13 protein-coding genes are annotated in these 16,379 nt (G+C 65.5%); all 13 read right to left on the bottom strand.

Translation table 11 applies throughout. The features are described from left to right. Positions 1–25 precede the first annotated feature (25 nt). Positions 26–1,438 (bottom strand): hypothetical protein, encoded by a 1,413-nt coding sequence (locus HDC36_RS14435; RefSeq protein ID WP_179568613.1) that lies wholly within the window; start codon positions 1,436–1,438, stop codon positions 26–28. Then, on the bottom strand, positions 1,435–1,836 hold the full coding sequence (locus tag HDC36_RS14430) for a GtrA family protein (protein WP_179568611.1): 402 nt from the start codon (positions 1,834–1,836) through the stop codon (positions 1,435–1,437). The genes HDC36_RS14435 and HDC36_RS14430 overlap by 4 nt, the downstream gene beginning before the upstream one ends. Next, the gene (locus HDC36_RS14425) at positions 1,833–3,137 is read right to left on the bottom strand and encodes an NAD(P)/FAD-dependent oxidoreductase (RefSeq protein WP_179568609.1); all 1,305 of its coding nucleotides are present in this window, start codon (positions 3,135–3,137) and stop codon (positions 1,833–1,835) included. Before HDC36_RS14425 ends, HDC36_RS14430 begins: the two co-directional genes overlap by 4 nt. Before the next feature lie 68 nt (positions 3,138–3,205). Next, positions 3,206–5,440 carry a hypothetical protein gene (locus HDC36_RS14420; protein WP_179568607.1) on the bottom strand — a complete coding sequence of 745 codons (2,235 nt, stop codon included), beginning with the start codon at positions 5,438–5,440 and terminating at the stop codon, positions 3,206–3,208. Beyond that, on the bottom strand, positions 5,434–7,638 hold the full coding sequence (locus HDC36_RS23515) for a hypothetical protein (RefSeq protein ID WP_255432750.1): 2,205 nt from the start codon (positions 7,636–7,638) through the stop codon (positions 5,434–5,436). The genes HDC36_RS14420 and HDC36_RS23515 overlap by 7 nt, the downstream gene beginning before the upstream one ends. A 234-nt stretch (positions 7,639–7,872) precedes the next feature. Continuing rightward, positions 7,873–9,123: a hypothetical protein gene (locus HDC36_RS14410; protein ID WP_179568605.1), complete on the bottom strand. Its 1,251-nt coding sequence runs from the start codon at positions 9,121–9,123 to the stop codon at positions 7,873–7,875. Between the two features lie 15 nt (positions 9,124–9,138). Next, positions 9,139–10,083 (bottom strand): NAD-dependent epimerase/dehydratase family protein, encoded by a 945-nt coding sequence (locus tag HDC36_RS14405; protein WP_179568603.1) that lies wholly within the window; start codon positions 10,081–10,083, stop codon positions 9,139–9,141. A 1-nt stretch (position 10,084) separates the two neighbouring features. Continuing rightward, a complete protein-coding gene (locus HDC36_RS14400; RefSeq protein WP_179568601.1) occupies positions 10,085–10,813 on the bottom strand; it encodes an SDR family oxidoreductase in 729 nt (242 codons plus the stop codon). 2 nt (positions 10,814–10,815) lie between these two features. After that, positions 10,816–12,120: an FAD-binding oxidoreductase gene (locus HDC36_RS14395; protein WP_179569420.1), complete on the bottom strand. Its 1,305-nt coding sequence runs from the start codon at positions 12,118–12,120 to the stop codon at positions 10,816–10,818. Positions 12,121–12,122: 2 nt separating this feature from the next. Then, positions 12,123–13,511 carry a UbiA family prenyltransferase gene (locus tag HDC36_RS14390; protein WP_179568599.1) on the bottom strand — a complete coding sequence of 463 codons (1,389 nt, stop codon included), beginning with the start codon at positions 13,509–13,511 and terminating at the stop codon, positions 12,123–12,125. A gap of 107 nt (positions 13,512–13,618) precedes the next feature. Then, positions 13,619–14,608: a lysylphosphatidylglycerol synthase transmembrane domain-containing protein gene (locus HDC36_RS14385; protein WP_179568597.1), complete on the bottom strand. Its 990-nt coding sequence runs from the start codon at positions 14,606–14,608 to the stop codon at positions 13,619–13,621. A gap of 16 nt (positions 14,609–14,624) precedes the next feature. Beyond that, complete coding sequence (locus HDC36_RS14380) at positions 14,625–15,566, bottom strand: electron transfer flavoprotein subunit alpha/FixB family protein (protein WP_179568595.1); 942 nt, start codon at positions 15,564–15,566, stop codon at positions 14,625–14,627. Continuing rightward, positions 15,566–16,312 carry an electron transfer flavoprotein subunit beta/FixA family protein gene (locus HDC36_RS14375; RefSeq protein ID WP_179568594.1) on the bottom strand — a complete coding sequence of 249 codons (747 nt, stop codon included), beginning with the start codon at positions 16,310–16,312 and terminating at the stop codon, positions 15,566–15,568. The genes HDC36_RS14380 and HDC36_RS14375 overlap by 1 nt, the downstream gene beginning before the upstream one ends. Positions 16,313–16,379: the final 67 nt, after the last annotated feature.

Genomic DNA, 16,379 nt, shown 5'->3' with positions numbered 1-16,379 from the left:
AATTGCTGGCGGTCGCTAGCCGCTGCTAGCGCACATCGTTCGGCGAGGCGAAGCTTTCCAGTTGCCTGGGCCGGTCGCTGCCGGAAAGCGCCTGGAGAAGATACGGATCGTGCAGGAGCTGGTGTAGCCGCTGCGAATTCGGATAAGGCAGCGGCAACTGCCCGCTTTCGAACGTTACGTCATCCTTGGAGGCGACGTAGTACAGCACGCCTTGCGCCTGAGCTTGCGTCGCTTCGTGGCGTGCGCGCAGCGCCTCCATATCGACGTGGAATCGCTCGGCCCAGCCACCGAATACGGTCAGCATAAAAAGCGCTGCCACCGCATAAGTTCCGCGTTGGGCCAGCGCGGTAAAGGTATGGCGGAGCTGCACTAGGCGGATGGCGAACCAGGCATTTGCGAACAACCCGGGAATGAGGATCTCCGTATAGCGCGGGGACAGCTCCACCAGGTCGTGTCCACGGCCGTAGGCGATGGCGGCCGCCTGCAGGCCGCCCCAGGCCAGCAAGCCGGCCATTGTGATGTCCGTCTTGCCGGCCGGTCGGGCATGGAGCGTCAACGCCACGCCGAGAACGCCCGGGAGCCAAAGCAGCAGCGCAGGCGCGTGCATGCCGCGCACCGGCCAGCTCAACACGCGCGTCAGGCCGCCAAGCAGTTCGAGCGCGGATTGCGCGCGCATGACCGCGTGCTGGGGAATGACCGGCATGGCTTTGTAAGCCGCCACGGCGATGGCCATCAGCAGACAAATGGCCAGTACCGGCGCCCACTTGCGCCCCGGCAGCAGCCAGGCGGCCAGCGCATACGTGATCGCCGCTGCGACCGGCGTCAGCAGGCCGGATGCCATCGTGAGCACGCTGATCACGGAAAGCGTGACAACGCCGCCGATGGCGACGACACGATCATGTCTCGCTGCAGCAAGCGAGATCGCCAAGACCGCAAACAGGATCAGGAAGTAGAACTGGCTCTGGAAGCCGACCAGGAAGTTCTCCCAGGAGTAGGGCAGAACCGCTGCGCAGATCGCCACCGCGACCAACAAGAAACGCGAGCGCAGCGAGGCGCCGATGCGCATGCCGTGCCAGACCAGAATGGCGGGAATCATTGCGTAGATCGCCGCGCTGATTCTGGCTTCGTAGATGTTGTTCCACTGCCCGGTTGCGAGATAGCTCGCCAGCGTCACCAACTTCGTCGGCAGAATCCGATGTTCGTTGTGCGCATGCAACAGCTCGGCCAAGCCTAGCGAGCCCGACAGCAGCGGTTTCAGCAGATTGTCGCCTTCCCCGTCCCATTGATCCCAGAACGGCATGCTGACGGCAAAGTGTTCGATGTAAAGCAGACGCGCAGCGAGTGCAATCAGGCCCACTGCCACGGCTATCAACCATGTCGGATAGGGCCGGCCCTGGCCAAGGCCGCCGCTTGCATGGCGCATGGCGACACCGTTCATGCCGGCCGCTCTTTGAAGGTGAGGGCCTTGTGGCCAAAATAGCTGGTGAAGACCGGTACCGCGACGCCGATCGCGTGCGCCAGCGTTTCAGGATGGAAGCGCATGCCCATCGCCGGAAAAATCCAGCGTGCGAAGACCAGGCTGCAGACGAGCGTCTGCAACACGGCAGCGATATTGATCAGCGTGAACCAGATGGCCTGATGTTTCAGGCCAGTGCTGGCGGCTTCGAAGACGAACATGCGGTTGAGCACGAACGCCGTGAGCATGCCGATGAGATAGGCCACCACGATCGACCCTGTGTACGGCATGACATGGCCGAGCAGGATGCGCGAGCCGAAGTTGGCGGCGGCAGCGGTTCCTCCCGCCAGCAAGAACTTGATGAACTTGCGCGATGTCATGCGCGAAGCACGGCTTCTGCCAGGCGGTCAGCCGCCTGCAGGCTCTCGGAGATCGAACGGTCTTCGGGATAGTAGTAAGCAGTGTCGGCCATGAAAAACCCGTTCAGTGGCGTCCGCATCGCCGGGAGGCGATCCTGGAAGCCCGGCGGGCAGATGGTCTGCGCGAATTCATAGCGGTGGCAGTGGGTTGCCAGGACCCAGTCGCGCTGGAATGACGGATTCAGCTTCGGCAGATAGCCAAGCACCTCTTCGATCAGCGCTTCGTTGCTCATGCTCCATTTCGGATGGGTCTTGGGCATGTAGAACGGGGCATACAGGATCTTCTGCCCTGGCGGTGTGGTGGGGTTGAGGTTGCTGTACTCGATCACGCCCGGAATCGCGATGCCCGGGTCGCTGATGTTCATCCAGAAGTTTTCGCTGACCGGCTGCTTCAGTTTCAGAATGACGCAGGCGACCGGGATATTTTCGATGGCACGGATCTGGGCGCTGAAATCGGACGGCAGGCCAGGCACCATCGCCGGCACGTATTGGATGGGGGCCGTCGAGACCACACCATCGTAGGGCAGGAACTGGCCGCCGGCGCGGACGCCACTGACGCTGCCGTTTTCGCTGACCACTTCGTCGATGCCCTGCGACAGCAGGATGCGGCCGCCGCGGGCGGTGATGTCTGCGGCCATCTTGTCCAGCAGGGTCATCGAGCCGCCATCCAGGTAGCCAAGGCTCTCGTGCATGAGGCTGCGCCGCGACAACGCGATGCGCTTGATACGCGTGCCGATCCAACTGGCGGAAAGATTGTCCTTGTACTCGAAGAACTTCAGCCTGAATGCGTCCTTCCACATCACGTCGTACGCTTTGTCGCCGATCCACTTGCGGATCCACGTGGTCGCGTTGACCTTGTCCAGCGCCGTCCAGTCCTTGATGCCCTTGGTGTACATGACGTGCAGGGCGTAGCGGAACTTGCTGATCGGCCCGAGATGTGGAAAGCCCAGCAATGCGAACGGCGTTCCCCACTTGTAGAGCTTTCCGTTGTAGAAATAGCCCATCTTGGTATCTGTCCAATGCAGCTTGTCCGACAGGCCGTAACGGCCCAGCAGAGCGAACAGCGGATCGTCGGTCTTGCAGATGAAATGATAATAGCGTTCGATGGGAAGGCCATCGAAATCGAAGGTCGCGGACATGCCGCCGATGCGGTCGTCGCGTTCGTAGATATCCACGCTGTGGCCGGCGTCGAGGAGCCGAACGGCTGCCATCAGGCCCATGGGGCCGGCGCCGACGATCGCGTAGTTTTTCTTTGAGGTCATGTCATTGGCTTCAGTAGAGGGTCGCCAGCGCCGGTAGTCACTGGGGGCGCGGCAGGCAGGAGGCAAGTTTAGCGTGTCATCGCCATGGGTGATGCGGTGGCGGGGTGCGTTGGGTCCGCAGGGCCGGGGGCGCCATATGGAGCACGCCAGGCGTGAAAGGCCAGGATCAGCGGCGTGGCTGCGCTCAGTCCGAACAGGAACCAGCCGTCCCACGCCACGGACGCCAGACGGAATGCCGGATTCAGCAGGAAGCCGGAAAGGGCCACCCACATTGACTCAAGCGCGACGATCGACATCATCGTGGCGAAGGCGGCTTTGGATACGGGCCATGTGGCGCAGGCGTAGACGATCACAAATGGCGTCAGCACTTCCAGGCAATTTCTGCCCAGCCCATCGGTGCTGTATCCCCAATAGATCAGCATGGTAGCCAGCCCGGCCCCGAAGATGCAGTTGCGCAGATCGCGCAGGGCCGCATCCGGCGGCGAGCGCACCAGCGCCGCATAGGCGAAACCAAAGGCACCGAAGCCGAGTTGTCCAGGCAGTGATTTCGCGTACTGAATGGTCCATCGCAAGGAATCCTGCACAGGACCGAATATCCAGTCGTGCATGGCGTCGGAAAAGAAGAACGCGGCGGGAGTCAGTGTCATCCACAGGTTGGAGACTCTTGCCGCTAGCCAACTGCCTATTCCGAGCGCCGGCTTGATGCCGCGTCCGTCGGCAAATACGTAGCTCATGAACGCATCGCCATGGCCCAACTGCCACTTGTAGTAGAGCCAGGGGAGCATGACCAGCAACAACATGCCCAGGAACCGACTGCTGGCCGCCGCGCTGCTTCGCCAGAACCCGGGGCCGCGCCGTTGGGCAACAAGCAGTAGGCCAATGGCGGGCAACATCAAGGCGCCCACCGGATGGCTCAGCCAGGCGAGCGCCGCAAATATCCCCGCGCGTGAGTAACGGCGATTCAGGACGTCGCCGACGACCAGCATGACGAAGTAGGCAGCCAGCAGCTTGGGCCACAGGAACACCACGTTGATGGTCAGCAATGGCGCCAGCGCCAGCCAGAGCGCGGCGCGGTGGCGCCGCTCGGCGGGCACGTTCAACGCACCCATCAGGTGCAGCGCCCCGAGGATGGGGAGCGCATTGAGCATCCATCCGAAGAGCCTCGCCAGGTCCACGCCCGAGTCCACCCCAGGCCATTGGACTCGCGCCGAGGACGGTGGATCGCCCGGGGCGGCACCGAAAAGCTGCAGCAAGGTGTTGATGCCCAGCGGCACCAACGGACCGCGCGAGCCGATGGACCAGTCGCCAAAATACTCGAATCTCTTTTCATCGCCATCGTAACGATGAAGGAGATAGACGGCGGTGCCGTAAGGAATCACATGGTCCGGGGGAGAGGCGACCATTCTGCCGGGAAGCTCTCCGTCGCCGCCGTATTCCTGCGCGACACCCTGGGGATTGAGACCGATGCTGATCGCCTGCAGCAAGGCCAACACGATCGCAATAATGAAGATGCGATCTCCCGACCTTGGCGTTCCGGGGCCGTCACGCCTGATCCGACGGCGGTACAGGAGCGCGACGGCAAAAAGCAAATAGATGCCGGCCAAGCCGGCGCGAAACCACTGCGCGGCCGATGCCGGCAGTATCCACAAAGCCAGGCCGTTCAACGCAAGCAGGATGATGCCTGGAACCGGCAGCAGGCTGAGCGGCAATGGGCCGATGCATGATCGCCATAACAAGCCCGGCAGCAACAGCAGGCCGGCAATCGCAACCGCATGCAGGGCGACGATCGCATAGGCGCTGGCATCGCCAGCGAGATGGCGCCGCTTGCCTAGGCCGAGACCGCCCCAGCCAAATCCGCCTGTCGCGTCATCCGTCAGCGTGAAGGTGATGTCGCCTGGGCCCCAGCCGGATGGCACGGAAAAATAGAGGGGTTGCCATTGTTCGTCGTCGCTCTTCTCTGGCAGAAGCGCGATCGGGGCTTGGCCGCTTTGCTGGGCGAGAAGCCGCACCGAACCGCCCTTGATGTAGCCGGCGGTGAACAGTTGCAGTCGCTGCAGGGATTTTCTCTTGACGGTTACCGCTAGCGTCGCGCGCGTGGCGTCGCCTTGTGCGCAGTAGGTGATGGCCGATATGGCCACGCGCTCACTCGGGCGTAGGCTTCCCGATGAAGCGGCACGGCATCCCCCATCTATGGCCGGTATCGTCACCGCGGCGGCCGTGCCCGCACTGCACCACAGCAGTGCGAACGCGAGCGTTGCCTGCGCCAGGCGCAGCGCCGAGCGCCGCAATGCAGGGGTCAACACCGGCGGTTCTCGTCGTCCATCGCTTCCGGTGAAGCCAGGCTGCAGGCGGCGAGCAAGCCCCCGGCCAATGCCAGCGTGGCACCGATATGGATCGCGCAGGATGCGCCATCAAAGGGTCTGTCGAAGGCGTAGGCAAGTGCAGCGACCGCCACGTTGAGCGCGACGACGGCATAGAGCGCCGGCGAAAAGCACTGAGCCAGCATGAGCAGTATCACCAGCATGCTCATCAGGAAGCTGAAGTAGGCGCCCTGATGGATGACCGTCTGTCCAGGTTCGTAGATCACCAGGATCCAGAACAGGAACGACAGTGCGGCGGCGAGCGCCAGGTCGGAGGGAAACCGCACCGGGCGCAGGCTGCGACGCTTGGCGAACGCATAGGCAACACAGGGCAGCAGCCACAGCGGCGAAGCGAACCACATGGAATAGGCGCCGTAGAAAAAGCTGTTCTCGACGACGGTGGCGATCGCGGCAGGACTGCGATTCCAAAACAGCGCCAAGGCGTCGCCGAAAAAGCTGAAACTGCCGTGCATCAGGCTGTTCAGGTTGGAGGCGCGCCCGGCGAGCCATTGGCCGAGGCCGAGATCGGCATAGGCGGCGCGCAGTACGTGGAAGAAGGAATCGTGGGTGACCGGGACGTGGCCGGCGAAATGCCATTTCAACAGTCTGTCGCCTGGCGGGTCGATGAGGCGCTGGTAGGCGACCCAAGGCAGGTAGGCCGCCACCGCAAGGGCGCCGGTCTTGACCAGCACCGGCAACGCTTGCCCGCGCTTCAGTAGCAGGAACGCGGCCGTGGACCCCACCAGGACGAACAGCGCTCCGCCATGCGACAGCATGGCCAAGGCTGCCGCAAGCCCGGCCATCGACCAGCGTGCCGGCCTGGCGATGCTGGCCGGTCCGAACAGGGCGATGTGGAAGATGGCGCAAAACGTCGCCGCGAAGAGCTTGGGCCATACGAACAGGCCGTTGAGCAGCACCAGCGGGGAAAGCGCGAGCGCGAAGACGATCGCGGCCCGTTGCGAACGCCGCGGCAGCGTGCCGACCAGGACGAGCAGCGGCACGAGCACCAGCGCTTGCGCCCACGTTGACAGGGCCTGATAGATCAGGCCGCCGTGCGGCAGCCAGGAATGGAAGAACAACAGATACAGGCCCGATTGCAGCGGCGGCCGATCGCTGCTCAGCCAGTCGCCGATCATCGGCACGTCCAGGCGCCCGGCCGAAACCATGTCGGCGAAGGTGAGCGGTAGCCACGAGTCCATCGGCAGGTTCCGCCAACGATTGGCGGCGATCTGCCAATCCTGTCCGTCCCATGAAAACGGATAGAGACCGATCCAGAGAATCAGCAATGCCAGCAGGAACGAGGGAAAGAAGAGGCGGTGCAGCGCGACGGCATCGGCAATCGGCGCCCGCCCCCGGCGCAGCCGCAGCGGCAACGCGAGCAGCGGCAGGGCAGCAGCGCCGTAGGCGATGATTCCGCCGAGGGCGGGAGATGCAATGTAGCTCGCAATGACGCAGCCGGATGCCGCGCCGAGCGCCAGCACCGCGCAAAGCGCACGCGCCGGCGCAGTCCACGTTCGCGGCAGCAGCCAGCCGGCGAGGATCAGCCACAGATGCGCGGTCAGGATCGCCAATGCCATTGGCAGCGCGTGGGTGGGCAGCGTCGTGGCCAGGCCGGCACGATCAAAGCCCATGCCTGCCCAGCCGAACGTGCCGGTCGCATCGTCGACGAGCCGAAGGTAGAACGCGTGCGCCTGGGCCGCCTCGGGCAATTGGAATGTGACCGGCTTCCAGCTGTCTCCGATCTTGTCTGCCTTCAGTGCCGAAGTGAAACTGCCGTCGGTGGCGACCGCCAGGACGCGAACGCCCTCTGTACCGGGATACCCCGCCATCATCACAGTGACGCGGCGCGTCCCGGCGGGATATGCCGTTGTCCTGATCTCGCCGGTGGAAGCGTCGCCCTGGTCGCAGTAGGTGATGCGCCCGTCGATGCTCGGCGCCTGCTTGAGATAGGGAGACTGCTTCGGCGGGCAGCCGCCGCCCTGCACGAGGCCAGGGTGCGGAGACTGCTGGCATGCGAGCAGCGACACGCTCAGGATGACAATCGCATGCCATTTACGAAATAGGCGGAACATGGACATTTCTTCGAAAAGTGAAGTTGCAGGGGCTCTGGCAAGGGGGGCGCGGATGCCGTCGCGCAGCATGCGAAGCATTCGTTTTCCCGGCGGCATTCGGGATGAGACCGGAGCAACCGGCGTCCATGCACCCAAGAAGGGAATATACAGTCAATGAAAATGGCTTTGTACGCCGCACCCCACGCAGGTATTGGCCCGTGCTCCCCTGCAAACGCCAGTCAAATCGTTGTCGCTTCCTATCCATCGGAGACCCGTCCACGCGCCGTGCCCATCAGGAAAATGGCGCATGCGGTAGCACTGGTATCATTCCTTCGTGGTGATGGTGGCTTCCCAGCCCTCGGGATTGAACTTGATGGTATGCGAGCCCGGCTCATCGAGTTTGCGCAGTTCTGCAGCGGGTCCGTAGTCGACAAAGCGCGGCCGCAGCATGTGGTCCTTGTTCAACAGGCAGATAAACAGCAGCAATAGCAACGTGCATCTGGCGCCCTGCCTTTCGCTGCCCAGCAGATCCTTCAGAACGATGAAGAAGACCCACCAGAAGACGATTTTCAATGCGAGGAAATAACGGTCGCCGTGGAGCAGCGACAGCAGCGGTTCGACGGTGACCTTGTGCGCTGCGGCCAACACCTCGAGGATCGCAAAGGCCAAGGAGAGAAGCACGCCAATACGGGCTACAGGGGCGAGCCTGCTGAAAAACAGGATGTACATGCCGGCTGCCGCATAGCCGATCGGCCAGAACACCGGCCGAAGCGGGTTGTAGCCCAGGATATGCAACGGAGCGGCCTGCCCAAGCGAGCCGACCACGAGGCGGGCGAGGGAGGTGTACTGGGGGTGTTCCGGCGCCGATGTGTACAGGAACGACAGTTGAATCACCGCGCACGCCGCCACCACCGCCCAGGCGCCGAAGTCGCGCTGCTCGAGGTACTCGGTAGCGATGGAAAGCAGGTTCGAGCGTCTGGTGACGCGCAGGGCGAGGAAGCCGAGCAAGCTCAGCGCCATCAGCGCAAGGCAGATGATCGAGAAGGGGCCGGTTAGCGCGGCGATGGCGAAAACACCCTTGAGCACATGCCTGGCGATCGGATTGCTGGCCTTCGTGGCGATGAAGCAGTAGGTGATCAGCGGAAATTGCAGGAACCATTGGATGTTGGTGATCGTGCCGAACACCTCCCCATTCGTCGGGGTGAACAAGAACACGCTCAGCACCAGATACGGCGGAATCAGCGGGCGCAGGTTCTTTACGCAAATGAAAATCGATGCTGCGGCAATGGCGATCGCGCTGGCGTTGTAGATGAGCGGCGTGTATGCCGCGCTTACGAAGGACGCGAACCATGTCACCAGCCGCGGCGCGGCGTGCAGATAGCCTGCGTATGGTCTGAACAGCAGCAGTCCCTGCTGCTCTATCTGGTCTTTCAGGAAAAGAACGGCGTCTTCCGCCCACAACTGCGGATGCGCCAGGGCGTCATTGGATTTCAGGCAGACCAGGGCAAAGGCAAGGAAGAAAAGGCCGAGATCGTATCTCCTCAGATCGATCCGGTAGTCGCTGCGCAGGTTCATCGACGTCGGGTCTCTTCAGCGCTGCAGCACGATGCGGCTGTAGCGCGGATCGGTATAGCTTTCACGGATCGCATTTTCGAACGGCGTCTGGCGCACGCCGAATACCGCTTCGGTATCGATGCCCTTGAAGTCGTCGCCGGCGCTGAGCGCCTTGAGCTGGTCGGCGGTGAACGGCGGCTTGGAGCTGAAGAGCGAATACACGCGCAGCAGGAAGGCGAAGAACCCGATCGGGATATGGACGATCAGGGTATGCAGCTTCTTGACCCGCTTGATCGTCTTGATGATGTCGACATAGTCCACGCGCGTATCGCCGACGATGTCGTAGACCTCGCCGTCGGGCTCGCGTTCGATGCATTTGGCGATGCAGCGGCAGAAGTCGCGCTCGTACAGCGGTTGGCGCATGAACTTGCCGTCGCCGGGAATCGGGAACACCGGGGTCTTGGCCATGAAGCGCGACAGCCAGCCCAGGTGCTTGGGGTCGAACCAGCCGAACATCAGGGTCGGGCGCAGCACGCAGTGGCGCAGGCCGCTGGCCACCACCATCTCTTCCTGCGCGCGCTTGGTATTGGTGTAGTCGTCCTTCGCCACCGAGTTCACCACCGAGGAACTGATGTGGACCATATAGGGCACGTTGGTCGCGCGGCAGGCATCGAGCACGTGCGAGGTGGCCACCAGGTTGTTGCGGGTGAACAGCTCGGTGGTCTTGCCGGTGATCTGCGCGTGCAGCTGGGCGACGCAGGCGGCGCCTTCGAATTCGCGCGCCCAGTCGCCGGGCTCGGCCAGGTCCGCATGCACCACGCGCACCGCCGGATGCAGCTCGCGCAGGATCTGCAGGTTGTGCGCGTGCTTGTCGATCGCCACCAGTTGGGTGTAACCCTGCTGCTCGAGTTCGACGATCAGGTTCTGTCCGACCAGCCCGGCGGCACCGGTGATGACGATCTTGGCGTGTTTGTCGGTCATGTCAGAGCTTGATCCTGCGGAAAACGAATTCGGGGATGGACTTGATGATGAACATGATCGCCCACCAGAAACCCGGCAGGTAGGCGACGGCACGCCGGCGATCGACGACGCGCACGATGCCCTTGGCGATCTGGTCGGGCTTGGCCCACAGCGCGCCCTTCTTGAAGGCGGCGGTCATCGGCGTGTCGACGAAGCCCGGCTTGATCGTCAGCACGTTGATCCCGGCCGGGCGCAGGCGCTGGCCGAGGCCGCTGAGATAGGCGCTGACCGCGGCCTTGGCGCTGCCGTAGAGGTAGTTGCTGGCGCGGCCGCGGTCGCCGGCGACCGAAGAGATCACCGCCAGCGTCGCGCCGGCCGCCAGACGCGGCGCCAGCGCCGCGCACAGCGCAATCGTGGAGGTGCCATTGGTGGCGAACTCGCGCAGCGACAGCTCGACCGAGGCGTCGCACGCGGCCTGGTCCGGCAGGGTGCCATGCGCGATCAGGACCACGTCCACGCCGCCGAGGGCCGCCCATGCCGCGTCGAACGCTGCGCCGTGGTGCGCGCCGTCGTTGACGTCGAGCACGCCGACGCTGCTCTTGGCGCCGCGCACGGACAGGTCTGCCGCGATCGCCTCCAGGCGCGCGGCCTGGCGGCCGAGCAGATGGATCGCCGCGCCGCGTGCGGCGTAGCGTCGGGCAGTGGCTTCGGCGATGGCCGAGGTGGCACCGATGATGAGGACGCGTTGCATGTCTACTCCGTGACCCGGCGCCAGAAGCCGGAAGAAAAACGTGGGTCGAGATAATCGGCGAATTCCTGCCAGCGGCCGTAGGCGCGCTGGAACGACGCCGCGCTCATGCGCGCATCCTTGGCAGGGTACAGAGCGCCGCCGGCCGCGTCGACGATGCGGTCCAGCCGCTCCAGCAGCCGGAACACCTCCGGGCCGCTGTTGGGGAAATCCAGCGCCAGGGTGGTGCCCGGGCGCGGAAACGACAGCATGCCGAGCGAGCGCGCGTTGCCGAATTCCTTCAGCACCGCAAGGAACGAGCCGCTGCCGCTGCGCGCGATCTCCGCCAGCAACGCGTCGATCCCATCGCGCGAGGCGGCCGGCGGCAGCACGCACTGGTACTGCAGGAAACCGGCCGGGCCGTACATCCGATTCCAGTTGCGGATGCCGTCCAGCGGATAGAAGAACGGCAGCAAGTGGCTGACCGAGCGCTTGCGCGGCGCAGGCTGGCGCCAGAAGTACAGCGCGTTGAACGGCCGCAGCGACAGTTGGTTGACCAACGAGAACGGCGGCGTCAGCGGCATCGGCAGGCCTGCGCCGGGCGGTTTGGGCCGTTCTTCTGGCAACCCCGGGCAATGGTCGGCGCGGGTGAAGTGGCCGCGGCCGCGCGCGCGGCCGCTGGCCAGGCAGTCGATCCAGGCGACGCTGTATTCGTGGCTGTCGGCGGAGGCCGCGGACAAGGCGAAGAACTCGTCGAGCGAACCGAAACGGATGTTCTCCGTTTCCAGGGCCGCGCTCGCGACCCGGCGCAGCTGGAGTTGCGCCCAGGTGATCAGGCCGGTCAATCCGAGGCCGCCGACGGTGGCCGCGAACCAGCCTTCGGCATCGTCGTCGGGGCTGCACACGCGGCGCGTGCCGTCGCTGCGCAGCAGCTCGAACGCGCGCACATGGTGGCCGAAGCTGCCGGTGCGGTGGTGGTTCTTGCCGTGCACGTCGTTGGCGATGGCGCCGGCCACCGTCACGTAGCGGGTGCCCGGGGTGACCGGCAGGAACCAGCCCTGCGGCAGCGCCAGGTCGATGATCTCGGCCAGGGTGACCCCGGCTTCGCAGCGCAGCAGGCCGGTCGCCGGATCGAATGCGATGAACCGGTCCAGGCTACGCGTCGCCAGCAAGGTGCCGTCCGGATTCAGGCAGCTGTCGCCATAGCTGCGGCCGTTGCCGCGCGGCAGCGCATGGCCATCGAACGCAGGCAGTTCCGCCGCCCGGTCGGTGACCGGCAGCAACACCTGCCTCGCCTTCGGATAGCGTCCCCAGGATTGCCCCGCGTCCACCATCAGATGGCGCTCAGCGCGAACAGTCCGCACAGCACCACCACCACCTGGCTGACCCGGTCGGTGGCGGCGAACACGATCGGGTCGTCGTGCATGTCGCCGCGGTGCGCGATCACCCACACCCGGCTCACCCAGTACAGCAGCACCGGGCACACCAGCCACAGCACTTTCGGGTGGCGGTACAGTTCCACGCTCTCGGGGCTGTTGATGTACAGCGCCATCACCATCACCGCGATGTAGCCGGCCGCCGCGCCCATCGACTGCAGCAGCGACAGGTCTTCCACCGAATAGGCGCGCCCGCTGGCCTTGGTCTTGCCGCTGCTCAGCATCGCGTGCAGCTCGGTATAGCGCTTGAGCAGGGCCAGCGACAGGAAGATGAACATCGAGAACGCCAACAGCCAGAACGACAGCTCGACGCCGATCGCCATCGCGCCGCCGATGATCCGCACCGTGTACAGCGCCGCCAGCAGCACCACGTCGATCATCACGATCCGCTTCAGCCGCAGCGAATACGCCAGCGTCATCACGTAGTAGGCCAGCAGCACCAGGGTGAATTCCAGGCTGCAGGCCAGCGACAGCGCGAGCCCGGCCACGGTCAGCGCCGGCGCGGCGAACAGGCCGTGCAGCAGGGGAAGGCGGCCGGCGGCGAAGGGGCGCTTGCGCTTGCGCGGGTGCTGCCGGTCCGGGGTGAGATCGAGTAAATCGTTCAGCACGTACACGCCGGAGGCGCACAAGCCGAACGCGACCAGCGCGATCGCCGCCTGCAGCACCGACTCCGGATCCAGGAAGCGATGCGCGGTCAGCAGCGGGACGAACACCAGCAGGTTCTTCAGCCACTGGTGCAGCCGCAGCGCCTTCAGCCAGGCGCGGGCGCGCGGCGGCGCGGGCCAATGCGCATGCACCGTGGTGCGCTGCGCGGCGGCCTTGCTGAGCGCGTTGCCATTGTTGACGACCCAGGCCCCGCCGGCTTTCTCCCATACGTGCAGGTCCACGCTGCCGTTGCCGGCATAGTCGAAATTGCCGGCACCGAACGTGTCGACCAGGACATCGGCCTTGTTGCGCCCGGAGAGATTGCGTTTGCCGTCGCTGGCGATCACCTGTTCGAACAGGCCCAGATACTCCGCGATCGGCGTCACCAGCAAGGCATCGGATGCGGTGCACAACACGCGCGGACGCTGCGTGGTGGTACGCAGCAGTTCCAGGACCTTTTCGTTGTAGGGCAGGGTCTCGGCCGGCAAGGTGACGCGCGAGGCCAGTTCGCGCTTCAGCGCCGCCTTGCCGCGCAGCAACCACAGCGGCAGCAGGAACAGGTACAGCGGATTGCGTGCCAGCAGCGCCAGCACCGATTCGTAGAGAATGTCCGAGTTCAGCAGGGTGCCATCCAGATCCACGCACAGGGCGCGCCCCGAAACTGCCGGATGGTGGGGCGGGGAACTGGTAGGGGCAGACATTCGATGGCCTGGCGGTCCATTGCGGGGCCGCGATTATACCTAGCGAATCAGGCGCTCTCGCCGCGGGGCAGGAACTCGGCCCTGATCATCGCCAGCGCGCCGACCAGAATGGCGTACCACAGCGTGACCAGGCGCGCGGCCACCGCCACCGCGATCGCGTCGGCGGTGGCGATGCCGAGGCGGTCGAGCATCAGCACGATCGCCAGTTCGGTGGTGCCGACGCCGCCGGGCACGAAGGACAGCGCGCCCACCAGCATCGCCAGCGGGTAGATGCCGAACGCCACGATGGGATCCAGCTCCAGGCCCATCCCCAGGCACAGGCCGACGAACACCGAGGAGGTCAGGCCCCAGGCCATCAACCCGGCGACCATGCTTTGGCCGAACTGGCGCGCACCGAGGCAGCCGCGCAGTTCCAGCGCTGCGGCCAGCGCGAACTGGGCCAGGCGCTGCAGCCAGCGCCCGGGCATCCAGCGCACCAGGCCGGTCAACCGGTCCAGCAGCGGCGGCCAGGCGGCCGCGCCGAACAACAGGCCCACGAAGGCAAGGACCACCGCCGCCAGCACACCCAGCGTAGGGAACACCGGAGCGGCCAGCAGCGACAGCGCCAGAATGACCAGCAGGTCGGACGCGCGCTCGAACACGAACACGGCGATGGTGCGCCGCGCGGGCACGCCCATGCGGGCAAAATAGCGGATACGCAGCAATTCGCCGGCCTTGCCCGGCGTCGCGGTCAAGGCGAAGCCGGCCAGATAGCCGGCCAGCCCGGCGAAGAACGGGACCGGATGGCCGTAGCGCTGCAGCAGCCAGCGCCAGCGCCAGTACCGGAACAGGTAGCTGGCGCTGACCGGCAAGGTCGCCAGCGCCATCAGGTGGCCGACCTCGCTCAATCGCGAGAACGTGCCGTTGCCGCGGTCCACCCAGAACAGCGTGGCCACGTAGCCCGCGCACAACAGCAGCACGAACCCGGCCAGGTGGTCCATGCGCCGTCGCCGCGGCATCGGCATGCCGTCGGCGCCGGAGGGCGGCAGCGAAGTCATCGGAACCGCATCGGCGTCAACCCAGTGCCGTTTCCAGTTCCGGGAGCAAGGTGAACAGGTCACCCACCAGCCCGATGTCGGCGATCTCGAAGATCGGCGATTCCGGATCCTTGTTGATCGCGACGATGGTGCCGGCGTCCTTGATCCCGGTCAGGTGCTGGATCGCGCCGGAGATGCCGACCGCCACGTACAGGTCCGGGGCGATGATCTTGCCGGTCTGGCCGACCTGCAGTTCGTTGGGCACGTAGCCGGCATCCACCGCCGCGCGCGAAGCGCCTACCGCGGCGCCGAGCTTGTCGGCCAGCTTGTAGATGATCTGGAAGTTCTCCGCCGAGCCCACGCCGCGGCCGCCGGAGACCACGCGCTTGGCGCTCTGCAGGTCGGGGCGGTCGGAGCTGCCCGCGGCCAGGCCGACGAAGCGGGTGTGGGTGGGCAGCGTGGCGCCGACGCTGGCCGCTTCGATCGCCGCGCTGCCGCCCTGTGCCGCTTCCGGCCACGAGGCGCTGCGCACGGTGGCGACCACGGTCTGGTCGGCGGGCGCCTGCACGCTGATGATCGCGTTGCCGGCGTAGATCGGGCGCTTGAAGGCATAGTCGCCATCGACCGCCATCAGGTCGGAGATCTGGTTGACCCCGAGCAGCGCGGCGACCACCGGCATCAGGTCCTTGCCGAAGGTGGTGGAGGGACCGAACACGTGGCTGTAGCCCTGCGCCAGCTGTGCGATCTGCGGCCCCAGCACCTGCGCGATGGCGTGTGCGTTGGCCGGGTCGGCGACGGTGAGCACACGGCTCACGCCGGCGATCTGCGCGGCCTGTGCGGCGACCGCGGCCGGGTCGGCGGCCAGCACCACGATGTCGATGGTTTCCGGCGACAGCGCCTGCGCGGCGCTGACCGTCTTGGCGGTGGCCGCGTTGAGCTGGCCGTTCAGGTGTTCGGCGACGACGAGGATCTTGGCCATTACAGCAACCCCTTCTGCTTGAGTGCGGCCACCAGTTCGGCGGCGTCCTTGACCATCACGCCGCGGCTGCGCTTGGGCGGCGGCGCGTAGTGGGTGGTGGCGAGGCTGTCGTTGGACTCCACGCCCAGGTCGGCGAAGGCCAGGGTCTGCAGCGGCTTGCTCTTGGCCTTCATGATGTCGGGCAGCTTGATGAAGCGCGGCTCGTTCAGGCGCAGGTCGGTGGTGACCACCGCCGGCAGGTCCACTTCCAGCGTTTCCAGGCCGGCGTCGACTTCGCGGGTCACGGTGGCCTTGCCGTCGGCGACCACCAGCTTGCCGGCGAAGGTCGCCTGCGGGCGGCCCCACAGCGTGGCCAGCATCTGCCCGGTCTGGTTGGCGTCGTCGTCGATCGCCTGCTTGCCCAGGATCACCAGGTCCGGCTGCTCCTGCTCGACCAGTTTGAGCAGGGTGCGGGCCGCGGTCAGCGGCTGGATCGCGGCATCGGTGACGACGTGGATGGCGCGGTTGGCGCCCATCGCCAGGCCGTTGCGCAGGTGCGCGGCGGCATCGGCCGGAGCCAGGGTGACCACCACCACCTCGCTGGCGATGCCGGCGTCGCGCAGGCGCAGCGCCTCTTCCAGGGCGATTTCGTCGAACGGATTGGGGGAAAGCTTGACGCCCTCGGTCACGACGCCGGAGCCGTCCGGCTTGACCTGGATGCGGACGTTGTAGTCCACCACGCGCTTGTAGGCGACGAGGATTTTCATCTTGTACGAGATCCTTCAGCAGTGCGGGAAGGCCCGGCCGCGGCGGCTGGCACGGGGCAGTCGGTGG

Origin of the sequence: Xanthomonas sp. JAI131, from assembly GCF_013410075.1 — a bacterium.
Classification (GTDB): Bacteria; Pseudomonadota; Gammaproteobacteria; order Xanthomonadales; family Xanthomonadaceae; genus Xanthomonas_A; species Xanthomonas_A bonasiae.
The sequence above is the reverse complement of the archived record's forward strand: the minus strand, read 5'-3'. Positions and strand labels throughout refer to the sequence as shown.

Bases quoted from the DNA above. Each gene is read 5' to 3' on its own strand.
- HDC36_RS14435 (WP_179568613.1), bottom strand. From the start codon at position 1,438: ATGAACGGTGTCGCCATGCGCCATGCAAGCGGCGGCCTTGGCCAGGGC.
- HDC36_RS14430 (WP_179568611.1), bottom strand. From the start codon at position 1,836: ATGACATCGCGCAAGTTCATCAAGTTCTTGCTGGCGGGAGGAACCGCT.
- HDC36_RS14425 (WP_179568609.1), bottom strand. From the start codon at position 3,137: ATGACCTCAAAGAAAAACTACGCGATCGTCGGCGCCGGCCCCATGGGC.
- HDC36_RS23515 (WP_255432750.1), bottom strand. From the start codon at position 7,638: ATGCTGCGCGACGGCATCCGCGCCCCCCTTGCCAGAGCCCCTGCAACT.
- HDC36_RS14410 (WP_179568605.1), bottom strand. From the start codon at position 9,123: ATGAACCTGCGCAGCGACTACCGGATCGATCTGAGGAGATACGATCTC.
- HDC36_RS14405 (WP_179568603.1), bottom strand. From the start codon at position 10,083: ATGACCGACAAACACGCCAAGATCGTCATCACCGGTGCCGCCGGGCTG.
- HDC36_RS14400 (WP_179568601.1), bottom strand. From the start codon at position 10,813: ATGCAACGCGTCCTCATCATCGGTGCCACCTCGGCCATCGCCGAAGCC.
- HDC36_RS14385 (WP_179568597.1), bottom strand. From the start codon at position 14,608: ATGACTTCGCTGCCGCCCTCCGGCGCCGACGGCATGCCGATGCCGCGG.
- HDC36_RS14380 (WP_179568595.1), bottom strand. From the start codon at position 15,566: ATGGCCAAGATCCTCGTCGTCGCCGAACACCTGAACGGCCAGCTCAAC.
- HDC36_RS14375 (WP_179568594.1), bottom strand. From the start codon at position 16,312: ATGAAAATCCTCGTCGCCTACAAGCGCGTGGTGGACTACAACGTCCGC.